The sequence below is a fragment of the Chitinophaga cymbidii genome, assembly GCF_007992715.1.
In the GTDB taxonomy this organism is placed as follows: domain Bacteria; phylum Bacteroidota; class Bacteroidia; order Chitinophagales; family Chitinophagaceae; genus Chitinophaga; species Chitinophaga cymbidii.
Window position 1 is genome coordinate 183,219 of the sequence record NZ_BKAU01000003.1, and the last position, 26,305, is coordinate 209,523.

The 26,305-nt window shown below is 54.4% G+C and carries 11 protein-coding genes; 2 read left to right on the forward strand and 9 right to left on the reverse strand.

Annotated features, from left to right (window positions below):
* Positions 1-224: 224 nt before the first annotated feature.
* Positions 225-671 carry a cold shock domain-containing protein gene (locus CCY01nite_RS16350; RefSeq protein ID WP_146864042.1) on the reverse strand — a complete coding sequence of 149 codons (447 nt, stop codon included), beginning with the start codon at positions 669-671 and terminating at the stop codon, positions 225-227.
* A 318-nt stretch (positions 672-989) separates the two neighbouring features.
* Here CCY01nite_RS16350 and CCY01nite_RS16355 point away from each other — a divergent pair, with 318 nt between their 5' ends.
* On the forward strand, positions 990-1,565 hold the full coding sequence (locus CCY01nite_RS16355) for a GNAT family N-acetyltransferase (RefSeq protein WP_146864045.1): 576 nt from the start codon (positions 990-992) through the stop codon (positions 1,563-1,565).
* Here the strand turns inward: CCY01nite_RS16355 and CCY01nite_RS16360 are convergent.
* Entirely contained in the window at positions 1,536-2,429 is an 894-nt protein-coding gene (locus CCY01nite_RS16360; RefSeq protein WP_146864049.1) for an alpha/beta fold hydrolase, read from the reverse strand. The genes CCY01nite_RS16355 and CCY01nite_RS16360 overlap by 30 nt on opposite strands.
* Positions 2,430-2,592: 163 nt before the next feature.
* On the opposite strand from CCY01nite_RS16360, the gene CCY01nite_RS16365 reads away from it, so the two are divergent.
* On the forward strand, positions 2,593-6,474 hold the full coding sequence (locus CCY01nite_RS16365; protein ID WP_146864052.1) for a glycosyltransferase: 3,882 nt from the start codon (positions 2,593-2,595) through the stop codon (positions 6,472-6,474).
* On the opposite strand, the gene CCY01nite_RS16370 is transcribed toward CCY01nite_RS16365, so the two are convergent.
* The 7 genes from CCY01nite_RS16370 to CCY01nite_RS16400 all read right to left on the reverse strand — a co-directional run.
* Entirely contained in the window at positions 6,424-16,149 is a 9,726-nt protein-coding gene (locus tag CCY01nite_RS16370) for a hypothetical protein (protein ID WP_146864055.1), read from the reverse strand. The genes CCY01nite_RS16365 and CCY01nite_RS16370 overlap by 51 nt on opposite strands.
* Before the next feature lie 11 nt (positions 16,150-16,160).
* On the reverse strand, positions 16,161-17,018 hold the full coding sequence (locus CCY01nite_RS16375) for an HNH endonuclease family protein (protein WP_146864058.1): 858 nt from the start codon (positions 17,016-17,018) through the stop codon (positions 16,161-16,163).
* A gap of 8 nt (positions 17,019-17,026) precedes the next feature.
* Entirely contained in the window at positions 17,027-18,151 is a 1,125-nt protein-coding gene (locus CCY01nite_RS16380; protein WP_146864061.1) for an HNH endonuclease, read from the reverse strand.
* Positions 18,152-18,154: 3 nt separating this feature from the next.
* Positions 18,155-21,493 (reverse strand): hypothetical protein, encoded by a 3,339-nt coding sequence (locus CCY01nite_RS16385; RefSeq protein WP_146864064.1) that lies wholly within the window; start codon positions 21,491-21,493, stop codon positions 18,155-18,157.
* Between the two features lie 36 nt (positions 21,494-21,529).
* The gene (locus CCY01nite_RS16390) at positions 21,530-22,813 is read right to left on the reverse strand and encodes a collagen-like domain-containing protein (RefSeq protein WP_146864067.1); all 1,284 of its coding nucleotides are present in this window, start codon (positions 22,811-22,813) and stop codon (positions 21,530-21,532) included.
* A gap of 147 nt (positions 22,814-22,960) precedes the next feature.
* A complete protein-coding gene (locus tag CCY01nite_RS16395) occupies positions 22,961-23,896 on the reverse strand; it encodes a PorP/SprF family type IX secretion system membrane protein (protein WP_186831094.1) in 936 nt (311 codons plus the stop codon).
* 20 nt (positions 23,897-23,916) lie between these two features.
* Positions 23,917-26,305: Ig-like domain-containing protein (locus CCY01nite_RS16400; RefSeq protein ID WP_146864073.1), on the reverse strand; the 2,389-nt coding region annotated here is incomplete at its 5' end.

A 26,305-nucleotide genomic window follows, 5' to 3' on the forward strand; every position in this document is an offset into this window, starting at 1 on the left:
AATAAAAATATAGCAAGTGATACTTTTAGGAATTTTAGTGTTACCCTGGCTAATTTCTTCATATGAGTTTGTTGACGAATCAGGCAGCGGAATATTTTAGCGGCGGAGAAAAAATCCAGTTTCCGCCGCCGGGCTTCTCCAGACGCAAAAGGCTACCTGAAAGAAAATGTGCTCTCCACACTTTGCTTTCAGGTAGCCTTTGATATTGTAAAGACGCGGCAGCGTTATTTGGCAGTGCCCGCCTTACTTACGTTTAATGCGCTGTAGCCCTTGGGGGTTCTTTCCCATTCAAACGTTACTGCGTCTTTCTCCTGCACGGGCTGCTGTAATTCGTTGAGATGGAAGAAAACGCTGGTGCCGGATTTGTCGTCTTTAATAAAACCGTATCCTTTCGACTGGTTGAAGAAGGTAATGGTACCGGTTCTCGTCGTTTCTTCCGGCAGGCGGGCGGCTGCGCCCAGCTGAATGTCGCTCAGCGAAACTTCCTGCCGCTGACCCGGATCAACCGGAACCGAACTCAGGTTCCCGTTCTCATCAACATAGGCCAGCATGTCTTCGAGCGTCTTGCCTTTATCTTTGTTGGCTTTCCGCTCTCTCATCTTTTCTGCTTTCTCTTGTTTGGCTTTCGCCTTCTTGTTTTTCTGTTCTTTCTTTGAAAAAGAATCTCCCATTTTTTTGTTTTTACCCTATGACCCGCATAACATCTGGCAATAATCAATTTCATCTATATTAAGAAACTGATTCATAAGGTCGGTTATTGTATTTATTTATCTGGTCGCTTACCGGCCATCATCCCGATGGCTGAATAGCTCGAAGCTGCCCGGCTGGAAAGCTGGACGGAGAGAAGAAATATCCGTACTTAGTCAGAGAACGCAAGAGCGGGCAAGCTGATCTATGCAAAGGTACGATAATTAGGCGAATAAAGCTAAAGGTTGCCGGATTGAACAGACGCACAGGATTAATTGTTATTTGGTAAAGCTTGTGTTGTTATGATCATAAAAACAGCTACAGCAATGGATGAAGCCCGCGCCATCAGCGTATTAACCTTGGCTTTCAGCGTTGATCCGATGGCCCGGTGGTCCCTGCCGGACTCCGAAAAATATCTGGCAACTTTCTCTCCGATAGCGAAGGCTTTTGGAGGAAGCGCCTTTGGGAAGGGCACGGCTTACATTGCCAGTGGCTTCACCGGCGTCGCCCTATGGCTGCAGCCCGGCGCCAGGTCCGATGAAGAAACCCTGACAAGGCTGTTCAATGAGAACACAGACGGTAGCATAAAAGAGGATATGCAGGGAATTTTTGAGCAGATGGAAAAATTCCATCCAACAGAACCGCACTGGTACTTGCCGATGATCGGTGTTGATCCGGTACATCAGGGGGCGGGGATAGGCGCTGCGCTGATGACCGAAGCGCTCAGGGCCGTTGACCGTGACGGGTCGATCGCATATCTTGAATCTTCCAACCCCAGAAATATTTCACTCTATCTGCGGCACGGCTTTGAGGTTATCGGCGAAATTCAATCCGGCAGCTCGCCTGTTTTACGCCCCATGTTGAGAAGAGCGAGGTGAATGATCAGCTATAAAATTTCTTATCAGTGTCAATACTTCATCAAAATGCGTGTCCAGCACATCGTGCCCTCCGTCCAGGATATGGATTTGTGCTTCGGGCAAGTCCCGTTTATAACAGGGAGCTTCTTTCACCGAAAAAAATATTTCATATTCCCCCCAAATGACAAGCGCCGGTGGTTGGTGACTACGGAAATACTCCTGGTAAACGGGAAACATTTCCAGGTGCGTTTTGAAATCACAATTCAGCTCAAACTGCTTTTCAATATTACCCGGCCGCCTCAAAAGCTCCCAGTCAACCATCCACAATTCGGGACTGACCCTGGATAATACATCCGCCGGAAGCCCGCCGAAATACTGATTTTTTATCCCTTCCGCGCTCAGGAATTTAATAAGCTCTTTCTTTTTTTCAGGTCTTGGGTTGTACCAATATTCAATATATTCATCCCATTCCGGACCCATGCCTTCCCGGTATGCGTTGCCGCTCTGCACAATGAGGCCCGCAATTTTTTCGGGGTGATTCACGCATAATTGCAACCCGATCGGTGAACCATAATCATGGAGATAAATAAAGAATTTATCCAGATCTATTGCTTCGGTCAGTTTGTTCATTAAAGCAGATATGTTCCCGAATGTATATTCAAAATCATCCGGTACAGGAAACTGGCTAAAGCCAAAACCCGGATAATCCGGCGCGATAAGGTGGTACTGGTCGGACATGGCAATCATCAGGTTTTTGAAAGCTATCGATGAAGTCGGAAATCCATGCAGGAGCAGTAAAGATGGATTTTTTCTATCTCCGGCCTCCCGGTAGAAGAGATCAATTCCGTTAATTTTGATGTTCCTATTGTAGATTTGTCTTGACATAGTGTTTGAATTTTCCTGAAAAATTGCCGGTTTAATCCGGGAGAATTGCTGCGATTGTTTAAGCAGCAACTTTCATGCTACAATTTTTTGATTTATGTGTCTATCCCTGGTTTTGCCCTCCCCCTGAAATTCCCTATCTTCATGTCTCCTGGAAACACCCTGTATGCCCACCATTTCCCTCTGCATGATAGTGAAGAACGAACAGGAGGTGATACAACGCTGCCTGTCATCTGTAACCGGCGTTATGGACGAGATCATTATTGTTGATACCGGTTCTGCCGATGATACGGTAGCTATCTGCAGGCAGTTCACATCTCATGTATATGCTTTTCCCTGGCAGCAGGATTTTGCCGCTGCCCGCAACTTTTCATTCAGCAAGGCGTCGTGCCAGTACATTTGCTGGCTGGATGCGGATGATGTGCTGGACGCTCACAGCCGCGAAGCGCTGCTGGCACTGAAAGACCGCCTGAGCGCCGACGTGTATTTCCTGCCTTATGACTACAGCCAGGACGAGTACGGGCAGACCGCCTGCACCCTGTACCGGGAGCGTATTGTTCGCAACGATGGTACGTTTGCCTGGAAGTATCCCGTTCACGAAGTTATTCACAACATCCACAACCGCAGCCATGCATATGAAGATATCCCGGTGCGGCATGCCAGAACGCAACAGGGTATGGAGCAGGACAAAGGGCGCAACCTGGCCATTTTACAGCAGGCGGTTTTGCAGCCGGCTTATGCCGCGGATGCCAGGGTATGGTTTTACCTTGGCCGCGAACTGCACGACCATCAGCGGTTTGAAGAAGCCATTGAAGCCTTTGCCCACTTCCTCACATTTGAAAATACCTGGCAGGAGGAGCGGGTAATGGCATTGTTCCGCACGGCCCAATGCCACGCTTCGCTGGCGGAAATGAATGATGAACATGTGCAGGCCGCTGAAACGTTTGCGCGCAAAGCCAGGGAGCTGGACGGTCGCTGGGCGGAGCCGTATTTTGTACCGGGCGAACTGGCGTACCGCGCAGGCCGCTACGAAGAAGCAGCTTTCTGGTTCCGGCAATGCCTGCGCGGCCTGCCCGATGTACTGAGCCCCGTAAATACCGCACTCTACACCATCAAACCATCGCTCTACCTCGTATTTTGTTATGACAGGCTGCAGCAGTATGAAGAGGCATGGCGGTATAATGAGCTGGCGTTGCAATACAAACCGCGGGATGCGGGCCTGTTGCATAACAGGGCGTACCTTGGCGGACGGCTGGCGGCTGCTTCGGGCATTGCATGGTATGGCAGGAGCGTTTCGCCGCAGTTTCCCGCATACCGCATCAGGGCCATGCGCATGCACGCAACACTGCTGGAAATGGGCGTACCGGGTTGCATGACAGATAGTGCGGGTGAGTTGTACAGGTATCATACCGTCATTTTCTTCCGGGCCTTTACCGGTGAAGAATACCAGGTCATGCAGGAAATGAAGGCTGCCGGCAAACAGGTGGCGCTGGATGTATCTGAAAACCTGCTGCCGCATACCGGCGATTTCCCGTACTACCTGCCCATGATCACCCTGGCAGATGTAGTGATCTGCTGCTCACCGGTGCTGGCAGACCTGCTGCGTCCTTACAACGTAGCCGTTACCGTTATTGAAGATGCGGCAGAGCCGGTAACCTGCCGCAGTGAAATAAATACCGAAGGCCCGCTGAAAGCGGGCTGGGCCGGCATGCCGGAGAATGCCATGCTGGCGGAACAATTGCGCCCGCTGCTGCTGCGGCATAATTGTGAGCTGGTAACGGTCCACACCGGGCCAGGGCATAACCGCTACTGGACGCTGGACGACTGGCAGCACCATCTTGCCGCCTGCGATTTTGTGATCGCACCGCAAAACGTGGAAGCGCAGCCCGCTAAATCCGCTAATAAAGTTACCACCGCCATGACGCTTGGCCTGCCGGTAATTGCTGCGCCACTGCCCGCTTACCTGGACGTGATCCGGCATGGCAGTAACGGCCTGATAGCAGACAGCCCGGAACAATGGGAGACAGCTATTTTGCAGATGCGATCGCCTGCGCTCAGGGCCTTGCTGCGCCGGAACGGACTGCACACGGCGATGGCCTGCCGGCCGGAGAACATGGCGCTCAAATGGTGGAAAGCATTGTCTGCCGCAACTTATAATGAACTGGCGGTAGATATCATTATTCCCACTATCTACGATACGCCGCATATCTATCATTGCATTGACAGCATTATGGCCTGTACGCAGGTACCGTTTAATATTATCGTGGTGAACAGCGGCGGGCACCCGCTGCAACTGCCGCAAAACGTTCAGGTGATGCAGGCGGAACGGCTTAATTACGCCGCGGCGGTGAACCTTGGCATAGCTGCCGGTAAAGCGCCTTATATCTGCATCATGAATGATGATGTGATCGTGTCGGACGGCTGGCTGCCGCCCTTGCTGGAAGATGTGAAGGCGGGTGCGGGATTCTCGAATCCGTTATCTAATTGCGATGCCGGCTTCCTGCACAACTATGACCTGCAATGCGGAAACCTTGTGCTGGGAGCGGGTGTGAACATCCTGCACGAAGGGCTGGTGCGTCACCGGCAAAATCTTTCAAAAGGCATTTCTCCGCAGGACCTGTGGACGTACCGGCCGGGCAATCAGCGCCGCCGTTATGAGCGGGAGTGGGTGCCTTTCTTTTGCACGGTCACCAGCAGGCGGGTGATAGAAAAAACGGGTTTGCTGGATGATGGTTTCAACAACGGCTGTGAAGATGTGGACCTCTGCCGCCGTGCGGGCCTGCTGGGCCTTCGCAGCAGGGTGAACGAAAACAGTTTTGTGTTCCATTTCGGGGGCACGAGCACCATTCCTTATGTCACCGCTCACCCGTCAGAAAAAGATGCTACGCATGCATATTTCCGGGAGAAGTACAGGTTGCCGCTGCTTTGCATACACGCAGGCTACGCTTATGAAAGCTGGAACGCGGCCACCATACGGGAAACCGGCATGGGTGGCTCGGAAACGGCGGTGGCGGCGCTGGCGCGTGAAATGACAAAGCGGGGATACCGGGTGGTGGTGTGCTGCCACTGCACAGGCCATGAAGGGATGATAGATGGTGTGCAGTACCTGGCCCTGGAAAATTTCCGGCATTTTATCGACCGCCATTATATGGATGTGTTTGTGATTTCCCGCTACGCGGATACGCTTCGCCACCCGGTACGCGCGGGAAAGAAATATTACTGGCTGCACGATGTGTTTGCAATGGGCAACGCGGAAGATCTTGGCCTGCTGTCTGCCAATGTGGATGAACTGGATGGGATATTCTGCCTCAGCCCCTGGCACCGCAACTTTGCGTCTGCCCATCATCAGCTTCCTCCTGAAAAATTTATACTCACCGGTAACGGTATAGATATTGAGCGGTTCATGCCGCAAGTGGAAAAAGAACAGAACAGGTTCATTTATTCTTCCAGTCCCGACCGTTCGCTGGATGTAGTGCTGCGCCTCTTCCCGAAAATAAGGGCCGCGCTGCCGGGCGCTACGCTGCATGTGTACTACGGCTTTGAGAATTGGGAGCGCAGTGCACGCCGGCAGGGTAATACGCAGCAACGCGCGCTGATAGCAGAAATAAAAGATTTGATGCAGCAGGAGGGCGTTTTCTATTATGGGCGCGTCAGCCAGCGGGAGCTGGCACTGGCCTTCCTGCGAAGCGATATCTGGCTATATCCTACTTCATTCACAGAAACATTCTGCATTACGGCGCTGGAGGCGCAGGCCGCGGGAACGCTGTGCGTATGCAGCAACCTGGCCGGCCTGAACAGCACGGTGGCAGACCGGGGCCTGCTGCTGGAACAGGCGCCCGGCAGCGAAGGCTTTGAAGCATATGTGCTGCGGCTGCTGACGGACATACAACATAACACCGCCCGCAAGAACGAACTGCTGCAACGCGCCAGGGAATGGGCATGGCAACAGTCGTGGAGCACCGTGGCAGACCAGTGGTGCGGCCTGTTTGATAAGCGCTCAGCTGAAATCGATCACGTTGGTGGGCAGGTACACGCCTTCCAGCGTTAACACCGGATGATGCATGTCTCCACTGTTAAATGCAAACAGGGATACGATGAACCGAAGGTTGCCGGTAGTACTCACACCCTCCACAGGCTGATTGCCGAACCATTTCAGAATGGCGGCGGACAAAGGCGAGAGCACTTCAGCTATGCTGTTGCCGGTAATTTCAAGCGGCGTCATCAGCACAATGGGCAACGTTGGGCCTACTTGCAGGGCTGCCGGGGCATCGGGCTGCAAGGCAAAAGAATAACCCGCCTGCATCTGCAGCATCACCTTTCTTTCCGGGTCTGCTTTCAGTAATTCAATAAAGAAATTTACCAGCAGCGTTTCCAGCTTTTCTTTAGTACTGCCCGCGCCCGCTGTGGAATCCGCTATGTTGATGGGCGCCTGGCTGGTGAGGTTGGGATAACAAACATTGGCGAAACGGATGTAGGGTGTGATGTACCGGAAGTCCTTATTCGTTGGTTGTCCGGCCAGCTCTTCGTTACGGTGAACGGCTACGCCGGCCCAGGCGTTTTCATCAATCAATACATGGTTATCCCTGATCACCACGCCGCGCTCGCTGAATTTTTTGCGTTCGCTGAAAAGCAATGGCGTTTCTGTTGTGTCTGTTACTTCCACAAAATAATAGGTCTGTTCACCGTCTGCATGCGCAAATTCTTTCGTGCTGAAACCATTGATGGTCACCAGCGGCAGCGCTTCCGTTGTTACCCCCGGCTGTGCGGAGCGGATGGTGATCAACAGGTTGCCGGTGTCTGCATCCGGTTCTTCTTTGATGATGTAGTTCAGGGTCTTCGCAGCTGGGCCGGCAGCGTTTGCTGTTTGAGGATCGAACCAGCCGGGCCATGCGTCCGCCACCTGTTTCACCATCCAGGCAAGAGATTGCAGGGCTATCAGGCTGTTGCTGTCTTCCCGTGCGATGTCCGCTATCACAGCCTCATACGTAGTATTGAACTGCATGAGCGCTTCAAAGAGGTCCGGCGGGGAATCCGCCAGGGCTGCACCGGGAGCGTTGGCGGTGTTTAGCTGGATGTCCAAATAGATGAGATCCTGCCGGGCTATCACGTAGTTGTAGGAGAAAGTATAATTCCACAGCAGCGCTTTTTCGAGATTGTTGGTGGTATTGCCTTGTGGTTGCTTTTCTCCGACGTTGTTGCCGGTAGCTGCGGAAGGCGTTGCCTGCTGATTTATCAGCGATGGCGCTGTGGGGTAAGCTTTGAGCGGCACGGGAATGTCTGCATTCATCAATGCGTCGCTGCCTGTTCCCGTTTGTAAAATGGGATTGGCAAACGTGAGCCAGGAAGAGGGTACGTAGCCGTTCAGCGGCGTACCGAAGTTGTGTTCAAGGCCGGTGATCTGGAGGTTTAGCCCTGCTTTGAACCGGTCTATCAGATCAACGTCCTGGCCCGCGCCCGCGGTGCCGGTTTCCTGCCGCACGGAAAAGAACGAGTTGAGTTGCTGTTCGCCTTTTGTCAGCGGTACTTTCACGGGTGTGAAGCTGTAGCTGTTCTCCGCCACGGTGGTGTCCGCAAAAACAAGTTGTCCATATAGATTGGCGGCATGCTCATCGAAACCCTGCGTTACCGTTACGGCGGACTGTATCACCGCATCTGTTTTGTACATGTTACCCATCACCGTGAGCATCTGCTGCTCCAGCGCCTGCTGCGCTGAAGGCAGTCCGTCAATGCCGGCGTCCTGCAGAATATTGGTGAGTTGCGATGTGGGCACTGCTCTGGCAATACTGCGCTTGGCATCCTCCAAAGCCTGGAAGGGCGAGGGGAAATAATCGCTCTTGCCGGACTGCTGCACCCGCCACGCCTGCGTGCTGCTTTGCGCAGAGAAGAACGTGTCTGTCGTTGAAATGAACGTTCTGGCCATCACCTCCATGTCAATGCCGGCAAAAGCTTTGTTCTGAACGGTTTCATTGCCTAAGTATTTCCCGGAAGTGTAGGCACGCAGCGGCACGGGCCTTGTGTTGGTCTCGTCAGGCCGGGATATGAGCGTAGTGGAAAGCGGTTTGATGCCAAAGCTCACCGGCGCTGCGTTCACCGTAAAGCTGATACCGGCATCTGTACCATTGGCAAACCTCACCAGCCAGATATCTTTGGGTGTTGTGTTGTTGCCGTCTGCAACGCTTTTGACTGTGGCCTGATTGTCCGGTGCGCCCACGGCCACCTTCATCACCGGCAATGCCTGTTCCAGCGCGGTGGCGAAAACAGATAATGCGGTCTCGCTGGCGGTTGTACCATGATAGAGGTCCGGCGGAATGATGGTAGTGGCGCTTTTAATAGCCGCTTCCTGTTCAAACTGCGGATCGATATATTTTGTACGGGTAATGTTGATGGATACAGACAACTGGAAGATGAGCGCCGCATTGAGCTGCGCGGCGTCGATGCCGCAGGTGAGCGTGGTGGTGATGGGCGCGTCGTCTGCCGGTGGCGTGGCGGGTACTTGTTCCAGGTAGCTGATAATAGCCGCCACGTATTGCTGCAGGGTGTCCAAAGGCGTGGCAGCCGGGGCTTCCAGTGTACCAATGCTGCATTCCACTGCGGCGGTAACGCCCTCCTGCGCCAGTTGAAGCGCCACCTGCCGGTACTGCTTCAGGTCCTGCGTGGCCAGTGCCTTTGGATCTGTTGCATTCACGTATCGCAGTACATCAAAGCTCAGCGCTATGCTGAGCGCTGGCTTGCTGGTGGTGTCTGTGGCTATTTTATATGTTCTGGCTACATTGATCCATTGGTCTACACCTATCACAGGATCTGTATAGCCCGGTGTGAGCTGTTGCGTGATCTGGCTGGCGCCTTCTTCTGCAAGCGTGTTCCCGAAAATATCGAGAAAGTTAAAATATACGGTGGCGGTTTTGCCGTTGGCGGCGTACGGGTCTTGTACCGGCCCGGCGCCTCCGTTGTCCGTAAAAGGAAATACCGGCAGCACGGCGCCGTAATTCCAGGTAGTGGTTTGCATGGGAGAAGGTAGCCGGCTGATACAGTTTACAGCGCTCTCATCTGTATCCAGCGGGCCTGTGGGCAGGGCGTAGTTGGATTGCCTGAACACGCCGGTGGTGGCCAGTATGCGGTACTCCATCAACTGAAACAGTTCGCTGAGCTGCTGGTCTGCGCTTTCTCCAAGTGTAGCCGCCCGCAGTATTTGCGGGTTATCCCGCTTGCCGCTGAACATACCTGTGCCGGGCAGAATGGTTGCCTGAATTTGTTGGAGTATGGGATCGAACGTGGTTTTCTGCTCGGCGGTGAGGGCGATGCCGGCCAGTAAAGTGTCCTGTTGCGGATCTACCGGTGTATCCAGTACGGCGCTGTTAACGTACGGCGGCAACACATATCCTTCTGAATCTACGTGTATGGGGATGTTGTAAGATACCAGTACCCTGATGGCGCCGATGCCGTCCTCATCAAATATGAATGCCGGTAAACCGCCGCCGCTGCTGGTGCGGTAGTGAAGGTAGTAACCACCGGAGCGCACAATGGAACATTCCCACAGGTAAGTGAGAAAGGTGAACGCATCCATCCCTTCCAGGTTAGACGCGGCCAGGGGCACGGCATCGGCTGCAAGGCCGGGGTTGGATACGGTAGAAAAATTGGTTTGCAGCAGGAAGGTCGTGTAGCTGGTAAGACTGTTGGAAATCAACCCGCGCACTTCTTCGCCGTTATTCGGTTTGGCGCTGTTGTCTGCAAAAAGTATGTCGAGATTGGTAATGGCGGGGCTGCCGGCCAGCAGCACCTGTTGCAGCAGTTGACCGTCGCTTTCGCCGCAGCCGTCTACGAGGTAGATGTTGTCTGCATAACTGCCCGGCGTGGCGGAGTCCGGCACGCGGCGCAGGTTCACGGTCACAAAAGTGCTCCAGTACATGGGCGCGACAGGCGTGGGCGCGGTTTGACTGAAAGCCGTGTTGGCAGATTGCAGGAGCAACTGGTAGGGAATGGACGGATAAGTACTGAGATAGCTTTGCAATTGCGGCGGGAAAGCCCAGATGAAAGTATCTCCCAGGGTGGTTTTCAGTACTTGTGTGTCGGGCGCCTGCCACGTAAAGCTGGTGGCCAGCGCAAAGGTGCGCGGTTGCAGGCGGTAACGTTTCACATCTTCCTGCTTGTGGAGGGTGATGCCGGGTACATAGGCTGAACCTGTCAGCTCTGCAACGGCATTTGCCATATCCTGGCTGAAGCTGAACGTTACTTCTGTGCCGGTTCCCAGTTTAAGCCAGGCGGGACTTCCGGCTGTTACGTTCAGTGCCACGCTTTGATCCGTGACGGTGCCGGTGAGGTTGAATTGCTGTCCCGTGCCTTCGTAGAGGGCGATCCTGTCGTCGCCGGTTGCGGCTTTAGGTATGCGTAGCCCGTGCAGGAAGAAGCGGCTCACCACGCCGGCGAGGTTAGCCAGCTGGAATTGCGCGCCGTTCTGCAGCTCGTCCAGTATTTGCTGCACTGTTTTGGTGTCCGTAAAGGCGTGGAGCAGCCGGGTGCCTTCTTCAAAGATGCCTGGCTGGTCTGCATTATAAAACGCCAGCGCTTCCACGCTCACACCAAAACGCGCGGCAATGCTACGCAGGGTGACCGGCCTGACGTTCTTCTCCGGAATGGTGTACAGGAAGGACGGTACGGATACGGTGCCGCCTGCTTCCTGCAGCACAATATCGGAAACGGGCAGTTGCGCGGCAAAGGATTCCCGCGTTTCGTTGTGCCGTAACCGGTAGTTAAAGGCGGGAATGTGAAGACTGGCGGAAGTTTTCAGTGGCTGATGCCTGTTGGCCGCGGCAAGGGCAGCGGGGGTGGCGCCGTAACTTTTATAGCGGGCGGCGATGGAAGCAAAGCTGTCATCCGCCCTGGCTACCAGCGTTGTTTGCTTGAAACCGTTGATCACATCCTGCATGGCGGTTTTGGCCATCATCACAAAATAGTCGATGAACAGGAACTCCGCCATCGTAAGACCGGTGGCGGTGCGGGCCTGGGTGCCTGCCGGTCTTTCTTCGTACTGTACCTGCATCTCCCTGAAATATTGCCGGATGCGTTCCAGGTACGCCGTATCACATTCGTTATAATCCGAAAACTCCAGCGGTGTGCCGCCGTTGATGGTCATGGCCAGCAGCGGGATGATGGGGAAAAATGCCACCTGCGTATCTGCATCTTCCAGCATTTGCTGCGCACTGCCATCCGCCGTGCTAATGTTCACGGATGTGAACGCTTTTGCAAAAAGATAATCATACAGGTCCGTTACCTGGAATGCGTCTTTCGCGCCGGTGGCGATTTCAGGCTGGTCAAAATAATTGTATATGGCGTTGGCATCTTCGATGGTCACAGGCTGGTCTAGTATCTTTTCATCTTTCACATCCTTGCCGGCAAAGTAGGCGTTGAACACCCATGCCAGCACGGCTCTTGCCAGTACGGTGAATGCGCTGCTGTCTGCCGTGCCGGGCGCGTTCTGCACAAAGAGGAGGGAAGCGGCAACCGCCTGTTTGTGTTGAGCGGCGGCAGCATCATATTTTACCGACACCTGTGGTATGAAAAGCAGGTTGAGTTGCTCCGCCGGATAGTCCAGCGGGGCAGACCATACCATTTTGGGAACCTCGGCGGGCAGCGGCGCATCCAGCGGCGTGAAGTAAGCGCTGCGGTCTGCCAGTTGCCCGGTATCCCAGGGCGCTTTTTCGTTGGAACCGATGGTGAATGTATCTGTAATGCCTGTTCTGAAAGAGCAGCTGATAGATATCTTAAAGAGGCCAAGGTTGATGCGGACCGTGATGGAAGCATATACTTCGGCGGTGAAGGTAACGAGTGACTGGCGGTAGGATTCCAGCACCAGTTGCAGCATGATGCGCACCATAATATCCAGGGAAGCGCTGATGATCACAAAGTCAATTTCTCCGTATATGCGGCCTACCAGCGCGGCCTGCGCCTGCAACCTGAAATACAGCACCTCGTTGCCGGCCTGTGCGGGCGGGTTGGCCTTGTACCAGGCGAGTACGCCTTCCAGTATCACTTGTATGGTGAGGCTCAGCTCGGCTTTCAGGGGGCCTTTGTTCAGGCTTTTACCAAGTCCCGCCCGTATGCCGATGCCGAAAATGATAACAGGATTGAACTGCCCGTCTCCTTTGGGCACCATCGTGGCGGTGTCGTTGCTCAGCTTTCCGAAGTAGAATCCGCCGGCGCCGGTGAATATGGAAAACTCCAGTCCGAAAGAGCGGGAGAAGTCCGCGTTTTTCGGGAAGCCCATGTCTATGGTAAAATCTCCGTTGGTGTAAACTGACAGCGAGATGGACGGCAAAGTAACGGCCACCGCGCCAAACTGCTGCTGCCGCACAAAATCAGGCAGCGAAAGATCTATCTGGTACACACCTACATTGTCGTTCACCTTTTTGTAAAGGATCTCAAAATAGAGGTCTTTAAATTTCCCGTCTTTGACGCTGATTGAAATGCCGTACATCACCGGATCGTAGAATACAACGGCGAGGTGAATGTATTTGACTACAATGAACTGTGCACCGAAAAGAATGCCGTAATTCTTGTCGAAATACAGTTCAGGCGGCAGCTTGGCGCCTCCGTTGGTATTGAAAGCTTCCGCGAGGTTGGTGATGGCCTGTGTAACAGAAGCAGGCGGTGTTTTCTGTTTGATGGCTACCTGGTTGCCGAGGCCGAGGAACTCCAGCTTGAAGGAGCTGTCTCCGAAACCGGGTACTGCCGGCGCTTTGCTGGGGTCCCGCAAATCCCAGTCCGGCCGCTGCTGTTGGGGCAGCTCGTCAATGGGCATGCCCAGGAAGGTCCCTTTGGTAACACGGAACTCTACCGGGCCGTTGTTGCCGTCCGGCCCCGGAGAATAGAGCAGGCTCAGTTCATCGATCACAATAAAGCCGAGATTGATCTTGGGCTGCCAGGTAAGCCCCACGGTTTTAGCGTTGGTGGTTTTGTTCAGCACAAAGAGGAAACCGAAGTTATTGATGGAGATGTTCAGGATGAAACTCCAGGGTGCGGGTATTACCGGCGCCTCTCCTGTGGCGGCTTCTATGAGGGCCGCAATAACATCTCCGAGTGTGAGCGGCTTGTTGATATTGGTAGACGTCAGGTTGAAGCGGAAGGTAGTAGTGGTGGCCGTATCTTCCACGGTGGCTTTTGCCACCACATGCATGAACGTGAGCAGAAACTCATAGTTGCTGAACCGGCCCGCGCTGTATTTCGCAATGGCGGTGAAAGATATGCCGCCGAATTTCACCAGCCCCTGCAGTTGTGTGCCTTCATACGGACTGGTAGTATTCCGGGAATCGTACTTTACGTCTATATTAGCCTGGATGAGCAGTTTGTCCAGCAGGGTCAGCTCACCGGAGAAAACGAAATGGAAAGTATTGTAAGTGGTGCTGGTAGCCGTTGTGCCTTTTACGATGGCCACCAGCACTTTCAGTATTTTCAGTTGCGGGATGGATGCGCTGTCTATGCCGGTGATATACTCCGCCAGCACTTCATTGATGGTAATGCCTCCGCCGGTGGTGTTGTCGTAGGTGCCGGAGAAGTTCCAGTCTTTATTGCTATAACCCGCGGAAAGCTGAACGGTGGAAGTCTTTTTGGTAGCTACCAGTGTAAAGGTGCCGCTGGCAGACATTTCCAGGTTCTCCGCATATTTCTGCACCTCAAAGCCGATGTTTTCCATGTTCACATTCAGCGAGCCAATGGTCAGGATCGTCCAGGTATCTACAGGGGCAATAGCCGTAGCTATGGAGAACGAACCGGAGGTGGGTTCAATGGAAAGATCGAACTGCGTTACTTTCAGGTTGGGCAGCAGGTCCACTACCGCCGCGGGTGTGTGGAGCGCGATCAGCAGGTCTTTCAGCACCAGGTCTTCTTTCAGGCTGCCGGCGAATTTCCAGGGCGCGGCGGAAGATGATTTGGTTGCGAGCATGAACAGCACCAGTTTGCTGTTGGTACTTTTGTTCAGCACCCAGGTAACGGTAGCACCTATACTACCGGAAATGTCTTTATCGCTTACAGATTGGTTCTCGATGGCGATGGACACAAACAGCTCGGTCAGTTCAAAATACCCCGGCACCAGGTTCCACGCAGGCGTTTCCGGCGTAGAGCTGATCGTGAACGCGAAGCGTTGCAATTTGGATACGGTGCCAAAGATCCAGATCAGTTCCAGGTCGTAGATCGCAAAGTTGCCCACCTTCATCAATCCTGAAGGGGAGGCCGTGTCCAGTATGCCGCCGCCCATGAAACCAGACAGTGAACTGATGGAAGGCAGGGGGATTTCGTCTGAGGTGACCTGCAGCGTCCAGTTTTCTGTAACGGGTGTTTTGGATAGCGAAATGGGGATGGAAATATTCCCGCTGTCTATCTGTATCACGCCCGCAATCTTTCCGGACATGGTGGCCGCCGCGTAGGGCAGTGGCACGTTCAGCGCCAGGCTGAAGTCTTTATCCAGGTAGATAGCCTGTTGCAGCGCGGGCAACTGCCAGGGCGTGGCGGAATAGATGGAAAAGGCAATATTGGTAAACGAAAAGCCATCACTGAATTTGAACTTGATGGTGAGGTATTCCAGTATGATCTCGTTCAGTTTTTCATACATGCCGGGCGGCAGGAAGTCCTTCACGCCGGGCACCAGCGCAGCCAGTTTGCCGAAGCCGAGCGGCTGCTGATCGTTAGCCAGGGTAATGGCCCAGTCTGCGCCGGAGAGTGGTATGGGAATGATGGCGGAGGCTTGTACTTCTTCTTCCGGGTTGGCGTAATTGACCGCGGCCGTGCCGGTGATGCAGCCTGAGTACTGCAACGGCTGGCCGTCTTCCATCCGGAAGCCGTTCAGCAGCAGTGAAATGCCTTCTTTTATTTTCAGCTTGTCCTGTACGATCACCCAGTCTGCCTTGGTTTGTACCTGCAACTGAACGCTGCGCAATGATTTTTTGATGGGATCAAAACCCGCGTAAAAGCCGGTGATCTCTATGTTGGCGAGCAGGTCTGTAAACCCCTCCGGCAGCATGCCTGATACAGAAATGCCGGTGAGGGCATCTATGATGCCGAGGCCATTGTCCAGCGTAAGCGGGCCGGCGGAGATGCTCCAGCCGGTGAAACCTATGGGCAGGCCGATGGTTAAAGGGATATTCACCGTAGCGGTATCGCTGGTGAGGGTGCCGGACACAAACCATTGGTAGCTTTGTGAAAGGTCTTTGAAGGTGCTCACCAAAGTGAGCGCGGGACTTTTAACATAGAGACCGGTGTACCCCAGGAATGTCCACTGGTCACCGGTGCCCTTCAGTGTGAAGCTGCCGGCATCAGAGTCCAGCACAAAAGAAATACCGCCGATGTTCACGGCGGGAATGTATCCTTCCGTGCTGCCACCGGGCACCAGGCCGGCCTGGTAAATGGCACTCAGCAGCATGCTGGTATCTTCAAAACTGTTCATGGTGAGGGAGAGTACATCCTCATCGTCTGCAACAAAAACGGCTGTTATTTTTATTTGTTGAGAAAACAGGGCAGCCACGGCGGTTACCTGCAAAGCATTGTCATCAGGGTTGCTGAACACGGGTGCCGTGAGGGTAACGGAATCCTGGTTCAGCAAAATTTTGAACAGGTCAGTAATATTGCTGGCCTGGATGGAGTCTTTGCTAAAGGCGTTGCTGGCTGCAATCTTTTCCTGCAACTGCTGGATGCGTGGATTAACTTCCAATATAACAGGGCGTTTTTTCTTGCTCATAGGGTTGCTTGTTAGATGCTGAACAGCGCGTCGTTATCGTTCCGCAGACCTGAGAATTCATGTATGTTCCCGGCAAAGGCCGTCCGCAAGAGGTCCAGGTCTTCCGTCTGCTGGTAGAATACTGTCATCCAAACCGACCAGTTGCCGCTGTACCAGGCCGTCATCGCAATTTGTTGAATGAACATGCGGCGCAGCAGGGCGGGATCACCGGGTCCGTTGGCGGCATGCCCTTCCAGTTCCCGTAGGCGTTTCACACTGTCATGCGCCTCCATCCAGGCGGCCGTTCTTTTGAACATGCGGTTGTCGCTCCGTTCTGCATGTACGGCCAGGGGTACACGCAGTTCGCCGGTGTTTTCGTTATAAAATTCCAACTGCATGTTCAGCTGAAAATGGGCGATGGTGTTGAATGCTTTCTCGTACAACGTTTGTCCTGCATCGCGGTTGGGTACTACAAATACGAGGTCTTTTGTTTCTTCAGATACCTTGTTGCCTTCATCCATCACCAGATATTTTACGGTACGCAACTCGTATTGGAATGGACTGTTGACGAGTGAAAAGGTACTGTCTTTGTCCGGCCAAAGGATGGCTGCGGCGCTCGTGGCATTGAGCGTGGGCATGCGGATGTGGTTGCGGCAATCGTTGCAGATAAGCAGCAGGTCATCCCACTGGTCTAAAGAAAGCTGCTCCGGCCATTCCGCGAGATGGCGCAGGTGTTCAATGTGATAGTCGCTAAGCGGCATTTCGCAGTAGGAACAATAATTGCCGAGCGATTCGATGAGCGCGTGATGAATGGCGCCGCGCTGCTGTTCGCTGCCGGTGGCGGAGAGTTCCCGGAGGTATGCCGGCGGTATTTTATTGACAGGTCTCATAGCGTTAGTTATTGTGTGGGCAGATCGTTGATGTTAGTACCCGGAAAATAATAGAACTGCTGATTCGGATTCGTGGAGGCCGTTCTGAAATAGGTGTAAATGGAGTTTTGCACATTAGGCGGTGAGATAAGATAAAACAGCCATGACCATATTTCGAAGAATCCGGCATTCTTTGCCGTAATGAATATCTGCTGCAACATGAGCAGCCAGCCCTGAGACCCTACCTGGAAGGCCTGTAGGTTGGAAAGGGATAACAATACGTTCAGCCACGCAATGGTGCGGTTGGTTACCCGCCTGTCTGAGTACACGTTGGGCTGGTAGGCATTCAGCTGAACAATGTTGAGGAAGTTGTTTTCCCGCAGCTGCTCCGTCGGATTGCTGAATGAGATGGTTACCAGGGCGGCCACGGTGATGGGCTGGGCGTATCCTGCAATATTGGCCTGCACGGTATTCTGTACAACGCTTACCTGCCTGTTGGTGAGGTTCTCCGCGACGGCGGGGACAAGGATTAAATTATTGGTAACATCGTAAAGATACGGAGGAAGACCGCGCCAGGATATCATGCCGGAGTTAGGCCATACCTGGCGGACCATCCCGCCAGTCAGCACATTCTGGTAGGTGGGCGGATTGGCAATATTAGCCGCTGCAAACTGATAGGATGTTACATAAGTAGGATTGGAACCTTTATAAGAATTGCAGGAGGGGCAGGACAGGAAAAAATTAGTGTAGTTCAGCATTTCTGAGGGAAATTCTGCTTTGGGCAGGCAGTGCTCTATTGCCAGTGCCGTATCCTGAACAGGCGTACCGCAATAGGCGCAGTATTGTCCGTAGTTGTCAATCAGCGAGCCCCTGGCATTGCCGTACTTCATGGTGGCATTTTCCGAGAAGTAATTGATCAAAGCCTTCATGAAAGCTTTGTTTACCGGGAGAAGGTTGCCCCATTGAGCAGCGCCGTGATTGACAAATGTGAGTCCCGCTGCAACACCCCTTACAGCAGCCGTATTGAAAGTACTATTGCCTGCCACCGGCCCAACGCCGTTCGCCGCCAACCCGGCTATGATAGCGGCCGTATAAGTGACCATCGTGGGTGGTACCTGGTACGTAGGATTTCCATTTGTAAGTACTGGTCTCATAATTTATTTGTTTATGTACGCTCCGTACCAACCCAGGGAGCCCGGTTGCTCTGCATCGCCAACAAGCACGAGGTTGGTATTTCCTGCCGGCGGTAGTTTCACGCCGAACAGGCTGAGAGAAAGGTTTAAAAGGAAAAAATTATAGCTGATCTTATCGCCGCCATGTTCTACCTGCTTCAGCTGGAAGGGGCCGGCAGACAGTTTCAGCACGTTCTGTATGCTGAAGGTATTGCCGCTGCCGGCGCCGGGAAGCCGCACAAATATTTCCACGTTCACACTTGCCGCGCCGGGGCTCCAGGCCAGCATGAGTTGCGGAATGAATCCCGCCTGGCTGGCCAGCGCGCCGGGGCCGCCCCAGTGCAGGTCAAAATTGATGGCGTACCACACCGGCTGCAAGCCCGCTGTGCTGAAATCAGGGGGCGGCACCACCTGCAGGTACCGCAGTTTTTTAGGCGTGTTGTCGCCGGACCCGCGCAGAATGGCATTGGGGCTCACGGGGAAGGCGGCCGCAAAACTATTGTTGCGGATGGTGCTGAGAGACTGGTCAAACGAAACGTTATCCGGGTTCAGCACAATTTCAAGTCCGGATGTGGTATTCGCGGCTGTATCCAATGAGAAGGAAACGTCCAGGCAGAGGTTGCTGAAATACAGGCCCCTGTTATGTTGTGTTTCCTGCCCTTTTTCGGAGCCATATGAGAAGCAGTCGAATTTCTCCTGCTGCGAAAAGTTGAGATAGCCGTAAAATGTGAACCTGGCTTTTACATCGTCTGTGCCGGGAAGGGTAGTGGATGCCACGCTGGAAATGGTTTGAAACTGCGCCTTTACAAACTCGATGCAGGTCAGCACCTTGCTGGTCAGGAAATACTGGTAGGTCAGGTCCTGCTGCGTCAGGAAGGTGTAGGTGCGGTGACCGTCCTGGTTTTCGTAGTGGCCGTTGAAGATCATGGCGTAGTTGGCGGGTTCCGTAGTTTCGTCATCATCGTCACCGCTGTCAGGCACGTTCAGCGAGGCCGCCTCTTCAAACCATTTGCGCGCGGTCAGTTCCAGCTTGCTGTTGAAGTTGATGAGCACGGAATTGGCGAAGACTACCTGCAACACCAGTACCTTGTAGGCGTATGATACATTGTCCACACTGTTCTGGCCCGCTTCAAAAGCACGCAGACCTGTGGTTGCCGCGGTGCCGCCGCCCTGCGTTTGCTGATAGGCAGGATCGATGTAGCTGATGAGGCCGAACAGGTTGCTCTTTTTCAGCGCCAGCGGTTGCGTGGTGTTGCTGCTGTTTTCCTGTACAAAGCTGACCTGTACGCCCACGTGATGTGCATAGAATCTTGTGAGGTCCATAGCCCCCAGCAGTCCGCGCAGGTCGGGTGGAAAATTGCCGAGGCTGATATCTGTGCGGAGCGCCAGGATGCCGTACCACTCAGGGTCCTGTATGATGTTGGCGAAACTGGCGAAGTGAGGATTGTTTTTCGCCATGTCTGTCGCTTCCGTACAATATTCCATCAGCCAGGTCTGCGTACTGGTAAGCTGGTCGGCGTCATAGTTGAAAGTAACACCGTCGGTCCATTGCGTGGTGTTGGTGATCAGGTCTGTGATAGCGCCTTTCCTGAATTTGAGTATGAGTATGTTTTTCTGTTCCGGGTCTTTATCCGGGTCGCGGGTGGGAACGTTTACGTTAAACTCCCATCCTTCGATTGACAGCGCATTATCGAACGTACCGATATTGCCGGCATCGGATATAACGAGAAAAAGATCTTCGGTCTGGAATGCGCTGCGCAACGCGGCGGGCAGGTTGGTGAACCGGAAGTTGACCGGCAGCTCGGTGTTCAGCGCGAGCAATACTTCCTGCCACTGCATACCTGATATGGTCGCCAGCAGCCCCTGCGGTGTTGTAGTGGTTACGGGGTCTGCCGTAACCTGGCTACCGGTGGGTACAGGCATCGCTGCCATTTTCTGTTCTCTTGCTGTGCCCAGCAGGCTGCTTTCAAAAGAGGCGAGATACTCCGGCGGAAAAGCGTCAGCCTGTACAGTACTGATGCCGGCGTACGGCGTCATCGGGAAACATAGTGTATCGCTGCCGGCTGCCGGTAATTGCGCGGAGGGCGCATAAAACGGCCCCAGCAGCCCGCTGGTGGCAGATGCCTGGTAGAGACTGGCCACCGGCGGAGCGGCGGAATACACTACGGCGGCAGCGGTGCGTGCTTCTATAAAGGCGTATGAAGCGGTGTAGGTATTGTTCAGCTCCTGGCTGGCCAGTCCGCTTGGCGCATTGGCAGCGTTGCCGGGATAGAAAACGATATGATCTCCCGGTGTGAACTGCAGGCTTTCCGTGCCGGAGAGGCCTGGCAGCAATTGACATACGCCATCATCGCCGGGTTCCGCCTGCAATTCAAAAGCTCCTTTGGGAGCAAGGTAGTATGCGGGCGATTTCTCCGGGTCCGCATACAGCTGGAACACCAGTTGCGCGGGATTGGCGCCGTTCGTAACGGGGCGCAGGGTAACCGGCTGGCCGTATATCGTACGCCACCAGCTGTCAAGTGTGGCGCCTGTTGCCGGTATTATTTCAAAGCGGTCTTCTTCCCCGGTTATTTTTTGCAGTCCGAAAGAAATGCCTGTGAAGGCCATGTAGGAGCGGCTGTCGTCCAGCGGATGCAGCGGGTCCCAGTGAACATCCAGGAGCCAGTAAGTTGCAGGCTGGTTGTTGAACAGCGGGTAGTATTGGCTGCATGGTACGCCCGTGGCGGGATTGGGCATGTTATACCGGAAGCCGGCAGACCATCCCGCATAGATATCGTTAGAAAAATCGCTGATCATCACTTCCCCCGTTAATACACCAGCCTGCTCGCCTGTAACGGTGATGGATAAACTTTTCTCCGCAGCGGCGGCCTGCGCTCCCGGTACAACGGGGTACCCTGCGCATATCACACCTTCCGGCTGAAACACGATGCCCGCTCCTTCAAACAACGGAAGCTGGTAAGTGCCGAAACCAAGATCAACGGCAGTCTGAATGCTTACATTGCCACTGTCTGTACCGGTTTGCAGGAGAGCCTGCACGGTAAGGGTGGTTCCGTTCAGCAGCCAGCAGGCGCCGGTATGCAGCGGGTTTTGCAGGGAAGCTTCGGCGGTCAGTTGCTCCTGCAAAGTTTTCAACGCATCGGTGTTGTCTGCTGCAATGGGCGTGGAGAGGAAAAAATAATATCCTTTGAAAGCATCCCAGCTGTCTGCCAGCGAAATCTCCGCAGGGGGTGTGGTATCACCCGGCAGGTAATAGCCGCTGGTGACCGATTCGGGCAGGGGCGAGGGAAGGAACAAACTGGTATTATCAAACGGCGTGTACTTCATTGAAAACGGGTTTACAGAGTTCTCCCGGAAAGGGTGTTACAATCTGAACGCGGCTATGTTGTCTTCATTCCATGCTCCTCCGCCAAATTGCGATAATGTTTGCGTGGTATTTTCCACCTGGCAGTTGCCGGCAATGTAGTAGTAAGTTTTATTGGAGGATGAGGAGTTGTTGATGATCAGCAAACCCGACACGGTACTGAACGTAGCGGAGCCGCCCAGGCATCCGCTGATGAGATAGGAACCAACGATGTCGGTGGAAGGGGACAAGGGCCCGCTGGTCGTGCCAGCAAATGAGGTTCGCAGCCAGAACGCTGAATTGGCGGGTGCATAGGGCAATACGCGCATCAACATGGAAACGATCACGGCGTAGGTGCCTGGTGGCAGCGTAATGGAAGAGCCGGTGAGCTGGAAGCTGTTGGTACTATAGGGAATGTCGATGGGACCGGCGATAATGCCTGCCACACCAGCGCTGCCGCCGCCGCCTGCGGGGCCGGTGGCGCCTGCAACCCCGGTTGCGCCTTGCGGTCCCGTAGGGCCGGAGATGCTGGTGCCTTGTGCGCCGGTTGCGCCTGCCAGACCTGTTACGCCCTGCAGCCCTTCCGGGCCGGTGGGGCCTGCAAGACCGGTAACGCCGGGTACGCCCTGTGGCCCTGTGGAGCCGGGAACACTGGTACCTTGTGCGCCTGTTGCACCCGCCAATCCTGTTACGCCCTGTATGCCTTCAGCGCCGGTTGGGCCTTGAGGTCCGGTATGGCCGGGAACGCTGGTGCCTTGCGCACCGGTAGCGCCCGCCAATCCTGTTACGCCTTGTATGCCTTCAGCGCCGGTTGGACCCTGCGGTCCGGTGGGGCCGGCAACGCTGGTACCCTGCGGCCCAGTGGACCCTGCTATTCCCGTTACACCTTGTATGCCATCCGGCCCTGTAGCGCCCGCGAATCCCGTTATACCCTGCAACCCTGTTACGCCCTGGAATCCCTGTATTCCCGTTACGCCCTGCGGACCAAGGGGGCCGGTAAGGCCATTCATGATAGCATAGCTCCAGGTAGTGCCGGGAAAACCGGTTACGCCCTGCACGCCACGCTCACCGGAAGTGCCTGTAGCACCCTGGATGCCCGTTGCGCCCAGCAGGCCGGTTACGCCCTGCAAGCCGGTAGCGCCCTGAAAACCTTGAATGCCGTCGCTGCCTTGCGGGCCAGTGGCACCGGGAGGACCAGTAGGACCCTGCGGGCCGGTTGGACCAATAATGCCGGTGCTGCCGGAAGTACCAGTGGGGCCTGGAGTGCCGGTACTGCCAATGGATGTGTCGGATAGTAGGGCCATAGCGGGTATGTGGGTTTAAATAAGAAATCTTTCGGGTTATGATTGAGATATTGTCTTATGCAGTCATCAGTAGCTTATGTCTTATGCATCATCAGCAATTTATTAAAATTAGTTCACATTAAGATCAATGCCTGACCGGAAATATCTTTATCGCCTGCGAAACAGATCAATGGTAGCGCCTACTTCAAAAGCGCCGTCTATATTGTTTTGAATACCACCTGTTTGTGCGTTGTATAACGCCTGTATCTGCACTGTTTTCATGATGTTGAAGCCAAGGCCCGCCGTTACGCTTTGGGATGAATGATACATGCCCATTACACTGGCCACGTTGTTGAGGAAGCTGATCTGCACGCCAGCGTCCAGTATATTGTCATATCCCCTTACCCCGCGGTAGCCCACTTTAGGTTCAATGCGGCTGATAGCGCCGGGAAGTGTAAACCGGTAGGAGGCCGCGGTGAAGAAAACGCCGCCGCCGTTCACGCCGCGGTCTTCGCCGGTGAAAAGGGCGCGCACATTGGGAATGGCGGCCTGCAGGGTCCAGGGGCCGTCTGTATAAGCCATGCCGTATTCCGCTTCAAAATAATCATCCCGACGGTTGAAAGCAGCGAGGGAGGGATCTGTTACATCACCGTCTACATGCTCATAGTTCAGCCGGTGCACATTAAAAACGAATGAAAGCCCGAAATGCAATCGCTGGCCGCGGGCGCCCAGCGGCAGGTGGTAAGCGTAGGTAAGTCCTACGCGGGTGCGGTTGATCAGCCCCGCCTGATCGTTGAACACGTTGATACCCGCGCCAACCCGGCCCGTCACTACACCGTCTGCTGTAAAGAAAGCGGTCTTCGGCGCGCCTTCCATGCCATTCCATAGCCGGCGGTAGGCCGCGTTGATGTGCATGCCGGAATCTACGCCGGCCATAGCCGGGTTAGCGAGATATTGGTTCTGATACCACTGCGTACCCGAAGGTTGTAATAATGCAGGCGCTTCGCCGAGGCTCTGGGCAGCGGCCTGGCTGATACTTCCCGCTGCCAGCAGCAGCATATAAAAGAAGCGTGTATATATCGGTGTTGTTATAAATTTTTTCATCCTGCTCAACATTTAATAGATTATTTACTGTCCCGTACAATGGTGATGTAACCCCTGGCCGTAGCCTCGCCGCCGTTAATGGTCAGAATGTAATAATAGGTACCTTCTGCCAGCGGGCTGCCGTTGAGGGTGCCGTCCCATTCATTGCTGTAGTTCCTGCGCTGGTACACCATGCGGCCGGCGCGGTCAAAGATCTTCACTTCGTTGTTCGGGTAGCTGTCCAGGTTGCGGACCACCCAGCGGTCGTTGCGCCCGTCACCGTTGGGAGTTAATATGTTAGTGGCGTCTACTTTAAAGTCGTTCACCACGGCAATGCTGATACTGCCGGTGCCGGTACAGCCGGCGGCGTTCGTGGCGGTTACCTCGTAGGTAATATTGGCCTGCGGCCTCACTTCCAGTACAGCGCTCTGCCGTCCGCTGATAATACCGTCTGCATCCGTCCATTGATAAGCAGCGCCGCCGGAAGCGGTGAGCCTTACAATGTCTCCTTTGGAAACACTGGTGCCTTTATCGCTGGTAATGGTCACCGCGATCGGGTTGGTTACGGTTACCGTGAATGTACGGCGCAGGGTATCTGTGCCGCCGTTGAGCGTACCGCCATTGTCTTTTATAGTAACGGTAACGGTTATATTACCTGCCGCGGTGCCGGCTTTCAATTGATAGCTCAGTACATTGGAAGCGTTTACGGTCAGCAGATCAAATACGTCCTGGCTGGCCGTAGCGGCAATGGTAAACGTTTGGTCCGGTTCTACGGCGGAGGCGCCGGTGAGCTGAATGGTATGTGTTTCCGTATCCGGACATTGGCTCACGTTCGCAACAGGGTCCAGCGTGGGCGCCTGGTTCACGTAGGTCACCTGTATGGTCACCGGTATGGCGGCGCTGGTATTCAGCCCGTCACTTACGGTAATACCCAGCGTAATGGTGGTGCCGCCAAGTGGGCCGAGCAGGTTCACATCTTTCACGCGCAGCATACCCGTGGCCGTAATTTCCAATGCACCGCCAGCGCCATCTGTGGCAATGGTCCAGTTCTGCAGGGCATCTGCGCCCGCAGTGGCCGCAACCTGGCCTATTTCAGTGCCTGTTGGGCTGTACTGGTTGACGCTAAAGCTTTGGCCGGCGGTGATTACCGGGGCAGTAGCATCGTAAGTGAAAGAAACGGTATTAGACGCATTGTTGCCATTACCAGCGATGTTCACTGCCATGTCAGCCGGCAGGCTTACGTTCACGGCGCCGTCTGCGGCGGGCGTTACAACCGCTGTGTAAGTGATGTTGTCTGCCGTTTGCAGGCCGGAGGCCGCGCCATTGGTAACATTGATGTCCGTCGCATCCAGTCCGCTAACCGCCTCACTGAAGGTAAGTGTTACGGTTGCCGGCGTGTTCACGCGACCGGCGGAAGTGGTGGTCACTGTTACATTGGGGCGCTGGGTGTTGACGAATACGCCGCTGGTGTTGCCGGCGTTGTTCAATGCCGGCAAGGCATTATTGCCTGCTGCATCCAGTACGGTGGCGCCGTTCAGTTCCAGGTTGCCGCCGATCGCAATGCCGTCCATGTCCATATCTCCATCCTGCACGGTGTAGCGGAAGGTGAGGGCATTGGTGCCGGAACCGCCGGTGTAGGCCGCTGTTACGGAAGCGGAACCAATGGTCAGGCTGATGCCCGGTGAGCCACCGGTATTGACAACAACATTCTCACTGAAATGCACGGTGAAATCAAGGTGTTCCCCGGTGCTGTAATAGCCATTGGCGGGTACATCTACGGAGGTCACCGCAGGTGCGGTTCCATCGTACGTATAGTTGATCACGTTAGATGCCTGGTTGCCGTTCCCTGCGATGTTCACCGTAACATTGGCCGGTACGCTGATTGCTCCGTTTGCGGTGTGTGTTACCAGTACCGTGTAGGAGATATTATCAGAAGTTTGCAGATTGCTCAGGGTAGCATTGGTAGCGGTGAAATCCGTTAATGCAAAACCTGTTACCGCTTCGCTGAATGTAACTGTCAGTGTGAACGGTGCATTGGCAGATGGTGTACCGGAAAGCACAACGGTGGGAGCAATGGTATTGACAAATACGCCGCTGGTGTTACCGGTATTGTTCAATGCCGGCAGTGCATCGTTGCCCGCGGCATCCTGTATGGAGGCGCCATTGAGTTCCAGGTTGCCACCTAACGCAATGCCGTCCATGTCCAGATCACCATCCTGCACGGTGTAACGGAAGGTGAGGGCGTTGCTTCCGGAACCGCCGGTATAGGCCGCTGTTACGGAAGCGGAACCAATGGTCACACTGATCCCCGGCGAGCCGCCGGTGTTGACAACAACATTTTCGCTGAAATGCACGGTGAAATCAAGGTGTTCCCCGGTGCTGTAATAGCCATTGGCGGGTACATCTACGGAGGTCACCGCAGGTGCGGTT